The organism is Microbacterium sp. NPDC028030, from assembly GCF_040637855.1.
Classification (GTDB): domain Bacteria; phylum Actinomycetota; class Actinomycetes; order Actinomycetales; family Microbacteriaceae; genus Microbacterium.
This window is the reverse complement of record NZ_JBEZXF010000001.1, coordinates 1,556,377-1,572,481: the sequence shown is the minus strand read 5'-3', so window position 1 is coordinate 1,572,481 and position 16,105 is coordinate 1,556,377. Positions and strand designations below refer to the sequence as shown.

Annotated in this window: 16 protein-coding genes; 2 read left to right on the top strand and 14 right to left on the bottom strand. The window is 70.4% G+C overall.

What is annotated here, in order from left to right:
- Window positions 1–18: 18 nt before the first annotated feature.
- The 10 genes from AB0E56_RS07830 to AB0E56_RS07785 form a co-directional block, all read right to left on the bottom strand.
- Window positions 19–909 (bottom strand): NAD(P)-dependent oxidoreductase, encoded by an 891-nt coding sequence (locus AB0E56_RS07830; protein ID WP_359797971.1) that lies wholly within the window; start codon window positions 907–909, stop codon window positions 19–21.
- The gene (locus tag AB0E56_RS07825; RefSeq protein WP_359797969.1) at window positions 906–2,333 is read right to left on the bottom strand and encodes a four-carbon acid sugar kinase family protein; all 1,428 of its coding nucleotides are present in this window, start codon (window positions 2,331–2,333) and stop codon (window positions 906–908) included. Before AB0E56_RS07825 ends, AB0E56_RS07830 begins: the two co-directional genes overlap by 4 nt.
- Before the next feature lie 150 nt (window positions 2,334–2,483).
- Window positions 2,484–3,194: a FadR/GntR family transcriptional regulator gene (locus tag AB0E56_RS07820; RefSeq protein ID WP_359797967.1), complete on the bottom strand. Its 711-nt coding sequence runs from the start codon at window positions 3,192–3,194 to the stop codon at window positions 2,484–2,486.
- Window positions 3,191–4,324 (bottom strand): UDP-N-acetylmuramate dehydrogenase, encoded by a 1,134-nt coding sequence (locus AB0E56_RS07815; protein WP_359798273.1) that lies wholly within the window; start codon window positions 4,322–4,324, stop codon window positions 3,191–3,193. The genes AB0E56_RS07820 and AB0E56_RS07815 overlap by 4 nt, the downstream gene beginning before the upstream one ends.
- Before the next feature lie 10 nt (window positions 4,325–4,334).
- Window positions 4,335–4,736 carry a MaoC/PaaZ C-terminal domain-containing protein gene (locus AB0E56_RS07810; RefSeq protein WP_359797966.1) on the bottom strand — a complete coding sequence of 134 codons (402 nt, stop codon included), beginning with the start codon at window positions 4,734–4,736 and terminating at the stop codon, window positions 4,335–4,337.
- Complete coding sequence (locus tag AB0E56_RS07805; RefSeq protein ID WP_359797964.1) at window positions 4,736–5,206, bottom strand: MaoC family dehydratase N-terminal domain-containing protein; 471 nt, start codon at window positions 5,204–5,206, stop codon at window positions 4,736–4,738. The genes AB0E56_RS07810 and AB0E56_RS07805 overlap by 1 nt, the downstream gene beginning before the upstream one ends.
- Before the next feature lie 30 nt (window positions 5,207–5,236).
- Window positions 5,237–6,034: a sulfite exporter TauE/SafE family protein gene (locus AB0E56_RS07800; protein WP_359797962.1), complete on the bottom strand. Its 798-nt coding sequence runs from the start codon at window positions 6,032–6,034 to the stop codon at window positions 5,237–5,239.
- 37 nt (window positions 6,035–6,071) lie between these two features.
- A complete protein-coding gene (locus AB0E56_RS07795; RefSeq protein ID WP_359797960.1) occupies window positions 6,072–7,619 on the bottom strand; it encodes a tripartite tricarboxylate transporter permease in 1,548 nt (515 codons plus the stop codon).
- Window positions 7,619–8,188, bottom strand: a complete 570-nt coding sequence (locus AB0E56_RS07790) for a tripartite tricarboxylate transporter TctB family protein (protein ID WP_359797958.1) — start codon at window positions 8,186–8,188, stop codon at window positions 7,619–7,621. Before AB0E56_RS07790 ends, AB0E56_RS07795 begins: the two co-directional genes overlap by 1 nt.
- 1 nt (window position 8,189) lies before the next feature.
- Entirely contained in the window at window positions 8,190–9,209 is a 1,020-nt protein-coding gene (locus AB0E56_RS07785; RefSeq protein WP_359797956.1) for a tripartite tricarboxylate transporter substrate-binding protein, read from the bottom strand.
- Between the two features lie 164 nt (window positions 9,210–9,373).
- Between AB0E56_RS07785 and AB0E56_RS07780 the strand changes: the two genes are divergently transcribed.
- Window positions 9,374–10,594, top strand: coding sequence for a PAS domain-containing protein (locus AB0E56_RS07780; RefSeq protein WP_359797954.1), 1,221 nt, complete (start codon window positions 9,374–9,376; stop codon window positions 10,592–10,594).
- A gap of 88 nt (window positions 10,595–10,682) precedes the next feature.
- Complete coding sequence (locus AB0E56_RS07775) at window positions 10,683–12,257, top strand: AMP-binding protein (RefSeq protein ID WP_359797952.1); 1,575 nt, start codon at window positions 10,683–10,685, stop codon at window positions 12,255–12,257.
- A 24-nt stretch (window positions 12,258–12,281) separates the two neighbouring features.
- Here the strand turns inward: AB0E56_RS07775 and AB0E56_RS07770 are convergent, their stop codons facing one another.
- Genes AB0E56_RS07770 through AB0E56_RS07755 form a run of 4 tightly spaced genes read right to left on the bottom strand, consistent with a single transcriptional unit; the run spans window position 12,282 to window position 16,094 of the window.
- Window positions 12,282–13,715, bottom strand: coding sequence for an FAD-dependent oxidoreductase (locus tag AB0E56_RS07770; protein ID WP_359797951.1), 1,434 nt, complete (start codon window positions 13,713–13,715; stop codon window positions 12,282–12,284).
- Window positions 13,712–13,993, bottom strand: coding sequence for a (2Fe-2S)-binding protein (locus AB0E56_RS07765; RefSeq protein ID WP_359797949.1), 282 nt, complete (start codon window positions 13,991–13,993; stop codon window positions 13,712–13,714). Before AB0E56_RS07765 ends, AB0E56_RS07770 begins: the two co-directional genes overlap by 4 nt.
- Complete coding sequence (locus AB0E56_RS07760) at window positions 13,990–15,168, bottom strand: FAD-dependent oxidoreductase (RefSeq protein WP_359797948.1); 1,179 nt, start codon at window positions 15,166–15,168, stop codon at window positions 13,990–13,992. The genes AB0E56_RS07765 and AB0E56_RS07760 overlap by 4 nt, the downstream gene beginning before the upstream one ends.
- Entirely contained in the window at window positions 15,165–16,094 is a 930-nt protein-coding gene (locus AB0E56_RS07755; RefSeq protein ID WP_359797946.1) for a dihydrodipicolinate synthase family protein, read from the bottom strand. Before AB0E56_RS07755 ends, AB0E56_RS07760 begins: the two co-directional genes overlap by 4 nt.
- Window positions 16,095–16,105: the final 11 nt, after the last annotated feature.

Here is a 16,105-nt window from a genome sequence, read left to right as displayed (position 1 = left end):
GAGGGCGCGACGTCGCGCTCAGGACAGTCGTTCGGGTGCGACGACGCGGATGACGGCGGAGTCGTCGAGGGCACCGAGGCCCTGCGCTTCGCCGAGGAGGAACAGCTGCTCGGCCGCGGCGGCGACCGGCGTGGACAGGTGTGCACGGCGGGCGGCATCGCCGACGATGCCCAGGTCCTTCACGAAGATGTCGAGGCGGCTCAGCACCTCGGCGCCTTCGGGGTCGTACGCCTCGAGCGCACGGGGGCCGCGGTTGCCGAGCATGAACGAGTTCGCCGCTCCCGCAGTGAGCGCATCCAGCGTGCGGGAGCGGTCGAGGCCCAGCGCATCGGCGAGGGCGAGCGCTTCGGCGGCAGCGGCGATGTGCACACCGCACAGCAGCTGATTCACGGTCTTCAGAGCCTGTCCGTCGCCGGGCTTGTCTCCCACGACGGAGAGCGTGGACGCGAGCTGCTCCAGCACGGGGCGCGCGGTCTCCACGGCGGCGGGGGTCGCGCCGACGACGATGAGCAGATCGCCCTCCCCTGCGCGCACGGGGCCGCCGGACAGCGGAGCGTCGACGAGCTCTGCGCCGTGGATGGCGAGTTGCTGGGCGATCGCCTCGATGCCCTCGGTGCCGACGGTGCTGGTGAGGATCACGGCCGCGCCATCGGCGAGATGCGTGGCGAGCCCGTCCTCTCCGAAGAGCAGTTCGTCCAGCTGCGCGCCGGTGCGCACGGCGACCAGCACGGCGTCGGCGCCGTTCACGGCCTCGGCCGCCGACGACGCGGGGATCACACCGGCTTCGGCGGCGAGGGCGACACGCTCGGCAGCGATGTCGAAGCCGCGGACCGTGAAGCGCTGGGCGAGGCGGCCGGCCATCGGCAGCCCCATGGCGCCGAGTCCGATGACAGCGACGGTGGTTGTCATGATTGTCCTTCCGGGTGGGTTCCATCGTCGCCTGCGAGAGTGGCGACGACCGTGACGAGGGAGTCCGCGTCGCCGACGTTTCCGGCGAACACGACGTAGGGGATGCCGACGGCGGGGCCTGTCTCCGGCTGCCACAGCGACACGAGGCCGGGGAGCATGGGCCCGAGCACGGTCGCGCGACGGATCTCGAGCGCCTCGCTGGCGACGTCGCTCGAGGTGATCCCGCCCTTGGCGATGACGAAACGGGGAGGGGCGATCGCGAGCACGCGGCGCACGAGTTCGACCACTCCGCTCGAGACGCGGCGCGCGATCGCGAGGCTCTCATCCCCGTCGGCACCGGTGATGAGCTCGCGCGTCGTATGCACGATCACACTCCCCTCGTCCAGCGCGGCCGCGGCGGCATGCGCCTGCTCCTCGAGGTGCGCCTCGCGTTCGGGGCCGATGAGCGCCCGCACGTCGAGCTCGATCGTGCGCGTGTTCGGGCGCGCGGCCTTCAGGGCGTCGAGCTGTGCGGTGGTGAGCGGCACGTGGCTGCCCACCACGACCAGCCCGCCGCGGTCGTGGGCGAAGGGGATGTCCTCCGCGCGCATCGGTTCGGCGATCTCCTGCCCGAGGTGCGCACGGACGTAGGGGGGTCCGACGCGGAGCAGCACGTCCTTCTCACGCAGGCGATGCAGCGCGAGGGCGACGGTGCTCATGTCCGCTTCCTCGACGACGTCGACGGCCACGACCGTACCTTCGGGCAGCGCGTCGAGGAACTCCATGACGGCGTGGACCCCCGCCCGGATGGTGCGGAGGTGGAGGCCGGCGACCGCGGAGGCCGGGATCCGTCCCCCGGTCTTCTCGGCCACCCAGTCGCGCAGGTCGGAGGAGCGGTAGCCGAAGGTGGCATCCGCGGCGAACGGGGTCTCGCCGACCGGGGTGGCCTCGCCGTCGGTGACCCAGTAGTGGACGGAGTCGACCGTGAGTCGACCGGCGTCGGGGAACGCGGGGATGAGCAGCGTCAGCGAAGGAGTCCGCCCGGTGCGCGCCGCGACCTCCGCCGAGAGGACATCGGTCTCGAGCGGGAAGTGTCCGCGCAGGGTGGAGTCGCTGCGGGAGACGAAGGTGACGCGCCGACCCTGGGCCTCGGCGGCATCGAGCGCCACCGCGACGATCTCCCGGTTGCGCGCAGCCGCGACGTCTTCGTCGAGCGACCGTGTGTTCGTGAGCACGTAGACCGCGGCCGCACCGGTCGCGAGAGCCTCGTCGAGGTCGGCGCGCTCCCATCGGGTGAGCACGGGGAGATTCGCGACCGACTGCGTTCCGGTCGGGTCGTCGTCCAGCACGATAAGCACGTCGGCGGGATCGACCTCGGCGCGCACGTCGGCGGCGGTGACCTCGAGCGGTGCGGGCAGGGGCGCCAGCAGGTCGTCGATGTGCACACGAACTCCTTCGTTCCGGGGAGACGGTCCGTGGCTGGGGAACCACGGACCATGTGGGGGATCTGGACCGTTATCCGATATCAGATATCGATGAGCGTACCCCAGCATCGCGTCATCGCCAAAACGACGCAGCGCGCGGATGGCGCGCGGTCAGCGGCCGTGCACGTAGTGCAGCAGGTCGTCGCGCGTCTGCCTCATGTGGCTGCGCATCGCCTGACGGGCGGCCGCGCCGGAGCCCGTGCGCATCGCCTCGAGCACCGCGGCATGCTCGGCCAGGGCGTGCTCGCGGATGTCGGCGACGGCGCTGGTCTCGCTGCGTGTCGCCTGCAGCATGGTCGTCAGCGGGCGCATCGAGGCGACCAGGATGCGGTTGTCCGCCGCCCGGATGATCACGTCGTGGAAGGCGAGATCGGCGGCCACGAATCCGTCGACGTCGGCCCGATCGTGCGCTGCACGCATCTCTTCCAGCAGCGACTCCATCTCGGCCAGGTGCGCGTCCGACCGCCGGCCCGCCGCGAATTCCGCTGCGCCGGTCTCGAACATCATGCGCATCTCGAGCATCTCCACGGAGGAGCGCTCGCGGGCGCCGGCGCTCTGCGCGTGCCGCACGACCGCGTCGAGGCCGGTCCACTCGTCGGTGGGCGCGATGCGGTGCCTGGTACCGGGCACCGCGACGATGACGCCCTGCGCCTGCAACAGCCGTACCCCCTCGCGCATCGTGAGGCGCGAGACCCCGAACTGCTGCGCGAGCTCCCCCTCAGGGGGCAGCGGTTGGCCCGCCTCGAGCCGGCCGCCGATGATCTCGTCGAGCAGACCGTCGACGACGGCCTGCGTCCGCGAGACCCGCTCGACCTTGGTCACAGGTCGACGCCCACCAGCACGGGCTCCGGCTGCAGCACCAGACCGAACTCCGCATGCACGCGGCTCTGGATGAAGCGGGCCAGCTCGGCGACCTCGGCGGCCGTCGCCCCTCCGCGGTTCGTCAGTGCGAGCGCATGTTTCGTCGACACCGACGCACGGGACCGCGGGAGCTTGAACCCCTTGCGGATGCCGGCCTGCTCGATCAGCCAGGCGGCGCTCACCTTGACGTCGGAGACCGTTGCAGGCTTCGACAGCGGCACCTGTCCGTCGTATGAGGCGAGCGGGATCACCGTCACCGCGTCGAGGTCGGGGGCGACCGGCCAGCGCGGGCACTCCGGAGGGAGCGCCGTCGCCACCGCCGCCGTCACGATCGCGTTCTGGAAGAACGAGCCGACGCCGTGGGTGTCGGGGTCGCTCTCGTCGAGCAGCATGCCCTTGGACGCGCGGGTCGCGAGGATGCGCTCGCGCACCCACGCCAGCGGCACCGGGGCCTCGTCGACGAGACCGAGCGCGCGACGCAGCTGCTCGCCGCGCACGATGCGCTCGTTCGCGACCACGAGGTCGACCGTCACCGAGAGGATCACGGCGCGGCGCAGCGGCACGCTTCCGTGGTGATGCTTGAGCACCGAGGTGCGGAATCCGAGTCCGAGGTCGGCGGCGGGAACGGTCGAGACCTCGCCGGTCGACTCGTCGATCAGCTCGACCTCGACCAGCGTCTCCTGGATCTCCTGCCCGTATGCGCCGATGTTCTGCACGGGGGACGCCCCGACGGTCCCGGGGATGCCGCTCATCGCCTCCAGGCCCGCGTAGCCGTGCGCGACGGCGTAGGCGACCAGGTCGTCCCAGCCGTGCCCCGCCTGAGCCCGCAGGCGGACCCGCCCCTGATGCGGGGACGGCAGCTCTTCGATGCCCTCCGTGCGCACACGGATGACGGTGCCCTCGAAGGGCTCGTCGCCCACGAAGAGGTTCGATCCGCCGCCGAGCACGAACCACTCCTCGCCGCGGTGCCAGGTCTCGCGCAGAGCCTCGATCAGCGCCGGGGTCGTCGTCGCATCCAGCATCCGCTCGGGCGCCGCACCCGTGCGGAGCGTGGTCAGCTCGGAGAGCCGTACGGGTTCGATCTCCTGCATCACAGCGCTCTCATCGGACGGCGATGCGCAGCTGCGCCTTGACGAGCACGGTCGTCTCGTCGAACGTGACCTTGAGGTCGATGCGCGCCACCTCGTCGTCCACCGCGCCCACCGTGGCGGTGACGTGGATGTCGGCGCCGTGGACGGGATCGACAACAACCGGCTTCGTGAAGCGCACGCCGTAGTCGAGCACGCGCGTCGCGGGGTCGAGCGCCGTGATCACCACGGAGGAGGCGATGCCCATCGTGAGCATGCCGTGCGCGAGCACACCCGGCAGGCCGACCGATGCGGCCACGTCGTCACGGTAGTGGATGGGGTTGAAGTCTCCTGAGGCTCCCGCGTAGCGCACGAGCGACTCACGGGTCAGGTGCACGGTGCGCTCGGCGAGCACGTCTCCGACGGTGTAGCCCATCAGGCGGCCTGCCCTTCGTCGGTGCTTTCCTCGGCGCCGACGAGCAGCACGCTCGTCGCGGTGACGACGTGGGCGCCCGACGCGTCGGAGATCTCGGCTTCGCTGGTGATCATCGCGTTGCCGCCCATCATCCGGATGCCGGTGACGCGCAGCTGCCCCGTCAGCTCGTCTCCCGCGACGATGGGTCGAGTGTAGGTGAAGCGCTGCTCGGCATGAATGGTGCGTGCGAGCACGATGCCGGAATCCTCCTGCGCCAGCAGCTGCTGGAGCGTGAGGTCTTGGATCACCATCGCGAAGGTCGGCGGAGCGACCACGTCGTCGAAGCCGAGCGCGCGTGCCGCTTCGACGTCGGAGTGCTGCGGGGCGTCGGCGAAGACGGCACGCGCGAACTCGCGCACCTTCTCGCGGCCGACGAGGTACGGGGCCGTCGACGGGAACTCCCGGCCGACCAGTTCTTGGTTCACTGCCACCCCTCGATCCTACCGAGGCCCGACCGACAGTCAGCCGCGGGTGCGTCCGCGAATCGCCTTGATCGCCATCTGGACGGCGATGACCACGAGGTATGCCGCGAACAGCATGTTGCCGAGCGTCGGGTCGACGATCGTCGCGAGCCAGGCGCCGAGGGCGGTCGTGGTGCAGGCGGAGACCCCGATGAGCAGGGCGGCGAGCAGATCGACGTTGCGGTTGCGGAGATTCCCGACGGTGCCTGAGATCGCTGTGGGGATCATCATGAGCAGCGAGGTGCCCTTAGCGACCAGATCGCTCGTGCCGAAGGCCAGCATCAGCACGGGGACCACGATCACACCGCCGCCGACGCCGATGAGGCCGGCGAGGATGCCGGTGCCGATGCCGACGGCGACGAGCGCGACACCCGTGAACCAGGTGAGTTCGAAGGCGGCATCGCGCGACGGGATCACCAGGAACAGACTGACGATCACCACGAGGAGGAAGCCCACGAAGCCCCAACGCAGAGCGGTCTGCGAGATGCGCGGCAGCAGTCGCGTGCCGATCTGCGCGCCGACCACGGCCCCGGCGGCCAGGATGATCGCCGGGATCCAAGCCACCGAACCGGTCGTGGCGTAGGAGATGACCCCGACGCTCGCGGTCGGCACGATCGCGGCGAGCGAGGTTCCGGCCGCCAGCCGCTGGTCGAAGTGGAGCAGGAGCACCAGCAGGGGGACGATGACCGTGCCGCCGCCGACGCCGAACAACCCGGAGAGGAGGCCCGCGAGGAGACCGATCCCTATGAATGCCGTGTAGGCGCGAGGCCCTCGTGCGGGGGCCTGTACGTCACTCACCGGATCAGCCTACTCGCGGCCTCCTCCCCGCTCGAACTCATACCTCGGAGTCGGCCTTGATCGGCACGGCGATCGACGCGGTCAGAGCCTGCTCGTACCGACGCTGCCGGCGTCGCAGCCACAGCCCGCCCACGATCAGGAGCGCGAGCACCCCGTAGGCGATCGCCGCGAACGGCTGCATGACCAGAGTGCTCGGGTCTCCCTGACTGAGCTGCAGCGCCTTGCGCAACTGCTCCTCCGCCATCGGCCCGAGGATCATCCCGACCACCAGAGGCGCCACCGGGTAGCCGTACCTCCGCATGAAGAATCCGAGGATGCCGACGACCAGCAGGATCACGATGTCGGACGGCGAGCTGTGCAGCGCGTATGCGCCGAAGGCGGCGAACAGCAGGATGCCCGCATACAGGTACGGACGCGGGATCTGCAGCAGCTTCACCCACATGCCCACGAGCGGCAGGTTCAACACGATCAGGATGACGTTGCCGATGTACAGGCTGGCGATCAGAGCCCACACCAGGTTGGACTGGCTCTCGAACAGCAGCGGTCCCGGCTGGATGCCGTACGACTGGAACGCCGTCAGGATGATCGCCGCGGTCGCGGTGGTCGGCAGCCCGAGCGTGAGCAGCGGGACGAGCACGCCGGCCGCCGCCGCGTTGTTGGCGGACTCCGGGCCGGCAACACCCTCGATCGCTCCGCGCCCGAACTCGTCACGGTGCTTCGACAGCTTGCGCTCGGTCGCATACGACAGGAACGTGGCGACGTCGGCTCCCCCGGCCGGGATCGTGCCGATCGGGAAGCCGATCGCCGTGCCGCGCAGCCACGGCTTCCACGACCTCCGCCAGTCGGCTTTCGTCATCCAGGACCGCCATCCACGGGTGACGGGGATCACGTCGACGCCCCCGTGCCGCAGCCGCGCGGCGATGTAGAACGTCTCCCCCACTGCGAAGAGCCCGACCGCGACGAGGACGATGTCGACGCCGTCCGACAGCGCGGGGAGTCCGAGCGTGTATCGCTGCTGACCCGAGAGCCAGTCGGTGCCGACGAGCCCGAGGAACAGGCCGACGCCGAGGGAGAGCATGCCTCGTGAGATCGAGCTGCCGATGAGGGCGCCGACCGTGATGAAGGCGATGACGATGAGGGCGACGTAGTCTGCGGGGCCGAGGTTCACCGCGAACTGCGCGAGCAGCGGGGCCAGCAGTGTCAGCCCCAGCGTCGCCAGGGTGCCGGCGATGAAGGAACCGATGGCCGCCGTGGCGAGCGCGGCGGCGCCACGCCCGAGCCTGGCCATCTTGTTGCCCTCGATCGCCGTGACGATCGAGGCCGACTCCCCCGGGGTGTTGAGGAGGATGCTCGTCGTCGAACCGCCGTACATGCCGCCGTAGTAGATGCCCGCGAAGGTGATGAGCGCCGTGGCGGGGTCGAGCGTATACGTCAGCGGAAGCAGCAGCGCGACCGTCATGGCCGGTCCGATCCCCGGCAGCACTCCGACCGCCGTGCCGACGAAGACGCCGAGGAATGCGAATGCGAGGTATTGCGGCTGCAGCGCCGTCGCGAATCCCTCCAGGAGCAGGGTCCAGCTGTCCATCAGAACATCCTTCCGAGCCAGCCGAGAGCAGGACCCCACGGCAGCGACAAGCCGAGCAGTCCGCCGAAGACGATCTGGATCACGAGGGCCACGGCGATGCCGATCACGAAGGCCATCCACCACCGCTTGGCGGCGAGCGACCAGGCGACGCCGCCGAACAGCAGAGCGGCCGCTGGCGCCCACCCCAGCGGCTCGATCAGGAGCAGGTGCGCGACGACCAGACCGGCCAGCTTGGCGAGAGTGACCCAGTCGGTCGGGAGGGTCTCGTCGATGTCCTCCGCCTCCTCCGCACCGCCGCGTTCACCGCGCAGGACACCGACCAGCACCGCCACGGCGGAGGCGAGCAGGATGACCGAGACGAAGATCGGGAAGACGGTCGGGCCGGCCTTCATGCCGACCGGGACATGGATCAGGAAGATGCCGACGACGGCGAAGACGCCGAGCGCGACCATGATGGCGGCGAACACCAGTTCGCCGACGGGGACGGAGGACCCTGATCGTGCGGGTCGGCCGTCCAGGCCGACCCGCACTCCCTGCTCCTCGGTCCCCGGTGAGGCGGGGACCGTCATGTCACTGCACCAGCCCGATGTTCTTCAGCGTCGCGGTGACCTCTTCGATGTTCCCCGTGAGGAACTCGTCGAACTCCTCGCCGACGAGGAACGCATCGGTCCACCCCTTGGTCTCCAGCTGCTCAGTCCACGCCTCCGACTCGTGCAACTCGGTGATCACGCGCACCAGTTCGGCCTTCTCCCCGTCGGAGATGCCGCCCGGGGCGATGACACCGCGCCAGTTGGTGAGGACGACGTCGTAGCCCTCCTCGGTGATGGTCGGGACGTCGGGCAGCTGCGGCACCTGCTCCTCGCTCGATACGGCGAGCGCCCGGAGTGCACCGCTCTCGATGTGCTGCGCGAACTCTCCGACACCCGAGATGCCCGCCGCGACCTTGCCGCCGATGAGCAGCGGCACGGCCTCACCACCGCCGGAGTTCGGGGTGTAGTTCAGCTTCTCCGCGATCTCCGCGCCGCCCAGGCCCGCCTCCTCGAGCATGAGCCCGGCGAGGATGTGATCTGCGCCGCCAGCGGAACCCCCGGTGATCGTGACCGCCTGACCGTTGTCGGCGATGTCCTCCACGAGGTCTTCGAGCGTGTCGTATTCCGATTCGGCGGGGACGACCACTACGAGCGGCTCGTCCGTGAGTCGGGCGATGGGCGTGGTGTCCTCGATCCGCACGGCGGAGGCATTGGTCTCCACCGCACCCACCATGACGAGTCCCATGACCATGAGGGTGGCCGGGTCCTTCTCGTTCGCGAGCTGCGCCAGCCCGACGGTGCCGCCCGCGCCGCCCACGTTCGTCACGGGGGCTGAACTCACCAGCTCATCCTCGGTGAGCACCTGCGAGAGCGCCCGGCCGGTCTGATCCCATCCGCCACCCGGATCGGCGGGGACGACGATCGAGACATCCGTGATGGTCGCGGCCTCGGCCTCGTCTCCACCACCGTCCGTCGCTGCGCCGCCCCCGGCGCAGGAGGTGAGGGTGAGTGCGGCCACCGCCGCCAGGGCGGTCAGGGCTCCGATGCGTGCGTTCTTCATGTGCGCTCCTCCTTGAGCGTTCGTGAATGCTGTGGATCAACAGTGGAAGGCGGCGACGTCGCGCTCAAGCTTCGGAAACCATTGGTCGCAGTTACGGAACTATTGGTCGCGAGCCGTGCACTCCCCCGCTCGCACCCCCTGCGTCGGACGACGACAATGGTCAGGTGGCCTCGAAGATGACGCTCCGTGTGCAGCTGTTGGTGCTGCAGGCGTTGATCGTGTTCCTGGTGACCCTCGCGACCGGTATCGTGGCGGGCGCCTTCCAGGAGCAGGCGCTCCGCGAGGCGTACAAAGACCGGATGCAGGCGGTCGCACAGTCGATCGCCGCCCTTCCCGCCGTGCAATCGGCCTTCGACGACGCCGACCCCTCCGCCGCGATCCAGCCCATCGCCGAAGTCATCCGCGAGGCGTCCGACCTCGCGTACGTCGTCGTTGCCAACGAAGACGGCATCCGGTACTCCCACCCGAACCCGTCGCGCATCGGGGAGAAGGTCTCCACCGACCCGTCGATACCCCTCTCGGGCGAGATCTACGTGGGCACGCAGACCGGGACCCTCGGCACCTCCTGGCGCGTCAAGGTCCCCATCCGCGACGACGAGGGCACCGTGATCGGCACCGCCTCCGTCGGCATCCTGGAGTCCGAGCTCAACGAGGAGTTCAGCGCGAACCTCGTGTGGCTGATCTCGGCGATGCTGGCTGCCGCCGTGCTCGGGGTGTTCGGCTCGGCGTGGGTGACCTCCGTCATCCGGCGCCGCATCTACCGGCTCGAACCCCACCAGATCGCGGCGCTCGTGAAGAACCAGGAGACCACGCTGCACGGTCTCAGCGAGGGCGTGATCACGGTCGACGACAGGGGACGGATCACCCTCGTCAACGATGCGGCCGCGCGCTTCCTCGGCACTGACGCGGCCCACCTCGACGGCGCCCCCGCCGCCGAGGTGCTGGGAGAGGAGCTGGCGACGGTGCTGCGCGAAGGCGAGGCGGCTGGTCGCCCTGTGATCGTCGGCTCGCATGTGCTGGTCGCGCGGAGCACCGGAAGCGAAGCCGATGACGGCGGTGTCGGGGCGACGCTGCTGCTGCGCGACCACACGGAGCTCCACGACGTCGTGCGCCGCGTCGAGGCGGCCGACGCCATCATCGCCTTCCGCCAGCGCTTCGGCATCCCCAAGGGCCTCAGCGCCGAGACGCTGGAGCGGGTGTCCTCCGCGCTGGCCGCACGCACCGACGCCACGGCGAGCGAGATCGGCGACGATCTCGACATCTCCCGGGTCAGCGCGCGACGCTACCTCGAGCACCTCGCCAGCTCCGGCCGGGCCACCCGCTCCCTCGATTACACGACCAAGGGCCGACCGAGCACCCGTTACGGCTCCATCGACGCCGTCTGAGGGTCATCCGACTCTGGGACGCAGTCCCGTTCTGTGCGACACTGGATCGCATTCGACGACGACGTCGCCCCGGATCGAAGGAGATCTCATGGTTCGCAGTGCCTATCCCGATGTGGAGATCCCCGACATCTCCATCCACGAGTTCCTCTTCGGCGATCTCGGCGACGACGAGCTCGATGCCGTCGCCCTCGTCGACGGTGCGAGCGGAGCCACCACCACGTATCGACAGCTCGTGGGCCAGATCGACCTCTTCGCCGGCGCCCTCGCCGCTCGGGGCGTGGGCGTCGGCACCACGGTCGGGGTGTTGTGCCCGAACATCCCCGCGTTCGCGACCGTGTTCCACGGCATCCTCCGCGCCGGGGCGACGGCCACCACGATCAACTCCCTCTACACCGCGGAGGAGATCGCGAATCAGCTGACCGATGCGGATGCCACCTGGCTCGTGACGGTCTCTCCACTGCTCCCCGGAGCACGCGCTGCCGCCGAGAAGCTCGGTCTCCCGGCCGACCACCTCATCGTGCTCGACGGCGCCGAGGGACACCCCTCGCTGCCGGCGCTGCTCAGGGAAGGACGGCCCGCTCCCGACGTGACCTTCGACCCCGCCACCCACCTCGCCGTCCTCCCCTACTCCTCTGGCACCACCGGGCGCCCGAAGGGGGTCATGCTCACCCACCGCAACCTCGTGGCCAACGTCTCGCAGTGCCGTCCCGTGCTGGGCGTCGAGGCGAGTGACCGCGTGCTGGCCGTGCTCCCCTTCTTCCACATCTACGGCATGACGGTGCTGCTGAACTTCGCCCTGCGCCAGCGCGCCGGGCTCGTGACCATGCCCAAGTTCGACCTGCCGGAGTTCCTGCGCATCATCGCCGAGCACCGGACGACCTGGGTGTTCGTGGCTCCCCCGATCGCGGTCGCTCTGGCGAAGCATCCGATCGTCGATCAGTACGACCTCTCGTCCGTCAAGGTCATCTTCTCGGGCGCCGCACCTCTCGACGGCGCCCTCGCGGCCGCCGTCGCGAACCGTCTGGGGTGCATCGTCACGCAGGGCTACGGCATGACCGAGACGAGCCCCGCCGTGAACCTCACCTCCGAGACGCGAGACGACGTCGACCGTTCGGCGATCGGCCCCCTCGTGCCCAACACCGAGGCGCGACTGGTCGACCCGGAATCGGGCGAAGACGTGGCGACGCCCACCGAAGGCGCCAGCGAGCCGGGCGAGCTCTGGGTGCGCGGTCCGCAGGTCATGGTGGGATACCTCAACCGCCCAGACGCCACGGCCGAGATGCTCGACGCCGACGGCTGGCTGCACACCGGCGATGTCGCGACCGTCACCCCCGACGGCATCTACCGCATCGTCGACCGGCTCAAGGAGCTCATCAAGTACAAGGGGTACCAGGTCGCCCCCGCAGTGCTGGAGGCCGTGCTGCTCGAGCACCCCGCCATCGCCGACGCCGCTGTGATCGGCGCACTCGATGAAGACGGCCAGGAGGTTCCGAAGGCGTTCGTCGTGCGGCAGCCGGACGCCGAGCTCGACGCGGATGCGGTCATGGCGCATGTCGCCGCCCACGTCGCGCCGCACGAGAAGGTGCGACAGGTCGAATTCATCGACGTGATCCCGAAGTCGAGCTCAGGGAAGATCCTCCGCAAGGACCTGCGCCTCCGCTGACGCCGGCCCCGTGCCGGCCTGCGCTCAGTCGCCGTCGAGGAGCTCGGCGTACGTCTGCAGGGAGACCGGCTTGACGGGCAGCTGCGCGGCGAAGCGACCGGCATCGGGGACCGTCCCCCCGCGCGCCGCGGCGACGGCACCGGCCACGGTCGTCTCGCAATACCGTCCCTGACACGGCCCCATGCCGGTGCGACAGCTGAGCTTTACCGCATCCACGGTGTCGGCATGCGGATTCGCCTGCAGGAATCCGTCGATGTCGGAGCGCGGGATCGCCTCGCACCGGCAGACCGTGGTCGCCGGTGTCGCGAGCGCCGTGAGGCCGGGGCGTTCCGGGGCGAACATCCGCTGCACGACCGCCGCGAACCTGCGCGCCTTCCGCAGGTCACGCTCGATGGCCCTGGACCGTGCGGCGGTCACGGGTCGGCCCAGACGTGCGGCGATGACCGCTGCTGCGGCGGTCCCCTCGGCGCGCGACTGCTCCGCGCCGGACACCCCCGTGGGTTCGCCCGCGGCGAAGACCCCGGGGACATCCGTCTCGAAATCGCGGTCGACGGCCACGAGCCAACCGCCCGCGACGGAGTCCCAGCGCATCGCGCACCCGAGGTGACGCGCGAGCTCGGTGGAGGCGTGGAAGCCATAGCCGAGCACGACGGTCCTGGCCGGAATCTCGCGTTCGGGGCCGCGTACCCGCCACGCACGATCGGCTCTCGCCACACGGACGGCGCTCACGTCCCCGTCGCCGAGGATCGCGGTGGGGACCGTCGCCGTCCTGATCCGCACGCCGCGCCGCACGAGGGTGAGCATGCAGCCGGCGAGCTCGGCCAACAGCCGCGCATGCCCGGGGACGGCCGGGGCGGCGAGGAACAGCTCGCGCAACGAGGGCAGTCCACGGGCGAAGACCACCTCCGTCACCTCGGCTCCCGCACGCACGAGCTGGGCGGCCACGATCAGCATGAGCGGGTGCGACCCCGCCAGCACGACGGGTCCTGCGGCACGCATGTGCTGGGACTTCAGGAGCCCCTGCGCCGCACCGGCCATCAGCACCCCCGGGAGCGTCCACCCGGGGATCGCCACCGGCATGTCATAGGCACCTGTCGCGATGAGCACTCGCCTGGCGGGCGCGCGTCGTGCGCCCTCCGGCCTCGCGACGAGCACCTCGAAGTCGTCGCGGCCGGTCGATCGGGTGTCGAGGATCCCGAACACGGTCGACTCGAACCACCACTCGACCCCTGGCGCGTCGGCGGCATCGGCGAGCAGCCGAGCCGCCCACGGATAGCCCACCGGGGAGCGCACCGGCTCGCCGAACTCCGCCGGGGGCTGCCGGAAGATCTGTCCGCCCGCGGCGCGCTGCTCGTCGATCACGAGCGTGCGCAGACCCTGCGCGGAGGCTTCGACGGCGGCGGCGAGACCTGCCGGTCCCGCCCCGACGATGACGAGGTCGTACGGCTCGGAGCTCATGCGTCCGTCCGCACGTCCATGCCCTCGCGGACCGTGGTCAGGCATGTCCTGGTGAGCGGTGCATCGTCGACCGTGACGGCGCACTCGAAACAGGTGCCCATGTTGCACAGCGGTGCCCGCCGCTCGCCGTACCTCCGGGCGAAGGTCCGCTCGCCCGCCGCGAGCATGGCCCCGGCGACCGTCTCGCCGGCGACCGCGATCACACGGCGACCGTCGACCGTGAAGGCCACGTCGCACCGACGCGGTGCGGTGCGTTCGGCGAGGGGTTCGTTCTTCATGCCATGACTCCGAATCTGTCCGGTGCGTACGGCCGGAGGTCGACCTGGGGCGTCCGCCCGGCGGCGAGATCGCACAGCGCGCTGGCGAAGCTCGGTCCGAGAGTGAACGCCGACCCCCCGGTGGCCACGAACATCCCTGGGCACCCCGGCACCTCCCCCACCAGCGGGAGCTGGTCTGGCGTGATGGTCGTCGTCCCCGCCCAGGAGCGGACGACGGGAAGTCGTGCGGTACCGGGGACCACGCCGATCGCCGCGCGGGCGTTCCCGACGATGGACTCCGGCAGCAACCGTGGGCGCACCTCGAGGTCCGGCGCCCCCGCCCTCCGGCCGAGGGCGGCAGGCCAGCCGCCGCCGATCAGCACCGTGCCCTCCTTGGTCTGCTTGAGCGACAGCTTCGTCCCGGCGTGCTGCACCAGGTGGTCGATGAAGGGCGCGGTGGGCGCGGTCACGCTCATCATGAGGGCGAGCGGGATGGTCGGCAGCTGCGCTCCGGCGATCTCTCCGACCTCGGTGGTCCACACGCCAGCCGCGATCATGACGGTCGTGGCGTGCACGCGCAGCTCGCCTTCCGGACCGTGCGCGGTGACCCTCCACCCGCCGGCGTCGCGCTCCAACGCCGTCACGCGGGTGTGCGTGCGGACGTGCGCCCCGCGCCGCACGGCTCCGCGGACGAGAGCGGGGCCGGCGATGCGGGTCTCGGCCTTGCCCTCCAAGGGGCAGTAGGCAGCGGCGACGACCGAGTCGGACAGGTACGGCGCGATCCGTCGAGCTTCGTCTCCGTCGAGCAGCGAGACATCCAGGCCCCACTCCTGCTCGAGGCCGACTTTGCGTTCGAGCACCGCGACCTGCTCCGCGGTCTCCGCGAGCATGAAGCCGCCGCGTTGCACGACGCCGACCGACTCGCCGAGCGCATCGCCCAGCCGCGTCCATGCCTCCGCCGCGTGCAGGTGCAAGGGCATGGCCGCGGCAGCCGTCCGCGCCGACTCCCAGCCGTTCTCGACCATCCGGTACTCGAGCTGGAAGTGCAGGCTCCCGGCGTTCTGCCCCGAGGCGTGCTGGTTCAGCTGATCCTTCTCGAGCAGCAGCACGGAGGCGCCCTCGCCCGCCAGCATCCAGCTCAGCGCCCCGCCCAGCAGACCGCCGCCGATGACGAGCGCGTCGTACCGCACGGTCACGACAACGGCACGGTCGTGATGCCGAGCCCCTCCAGCGTCGCGCGGACCCGGTCGACCTGCTCCTCCGAGAGTTCGAGCAGGGGGCGCCGCACGAAGCCCGCCGGCACGCCCTGCAACCGGAGCGCGGTCTTCATGATCGCCTGCTGGTTCCCGAACTGCGCGCCGTAGTCGGGGCCGAACCAGCTCGTCATGACCACCCGGTCGCGCGCGCCGAGCTCGACCGCCCGCGCACGATCCCCCGCGGCGAGCGCGTCCCAGAATCCCGGGTGATCGCGTCCGAGCGGAGCGCCCGAGCCCATCAGTCCATCGCCGTGCCCGAGCGACACGAGGTCGGCGCCCAGCGCGTTCGTGGGGACGCCGAAGTAGCGGACCCGATCCTCGACGAGGTACATCGCGTCGAGGAACGCCCGGAAGTCGCCGGTGGAGTTCTTGATCGCCACGACGTTCTCGATGTCTGCGAGCTCGCCGAGCAGATCCGGGCTCAGGTCGACGATGCATCCGCGCGGCCAGTTGTAGACCGTGATGGGGAGCGTCGTACCGTCGGAGATCTCCTGGTAGAACGCCACGATCTCCTCGCGGGTGGGCACCATGTACGGCGGCGGGGTCACGAGGATCCCGTCGAGGCCCGCCTCCTCCGCGGCGTGCGCGTGTCGGATGGCCTCGGCCGCCGTGAACGCGTTGCATCCGCCGATCACACGCATGTCCGCCCGGAAGCGGCCGCCGAGCGCGAACAGCTCCGCCCGCTCGGCCTCGGTCATGCTGAACCACTCGCCCGAGGTCCCCGCGAGGATGACGCCGTGCATCCCCTGCTCCGCGAGCCACTGCATCTGCCCCTCGAACGCGGTCGCGTCCAGCGCCCCCTCGCGGGTGAAGGGGGTGGTGATCGCGGGGATGTACCCGTGCCAGTCGACGGTGTTGCGGTCCATATGTGTCTCCT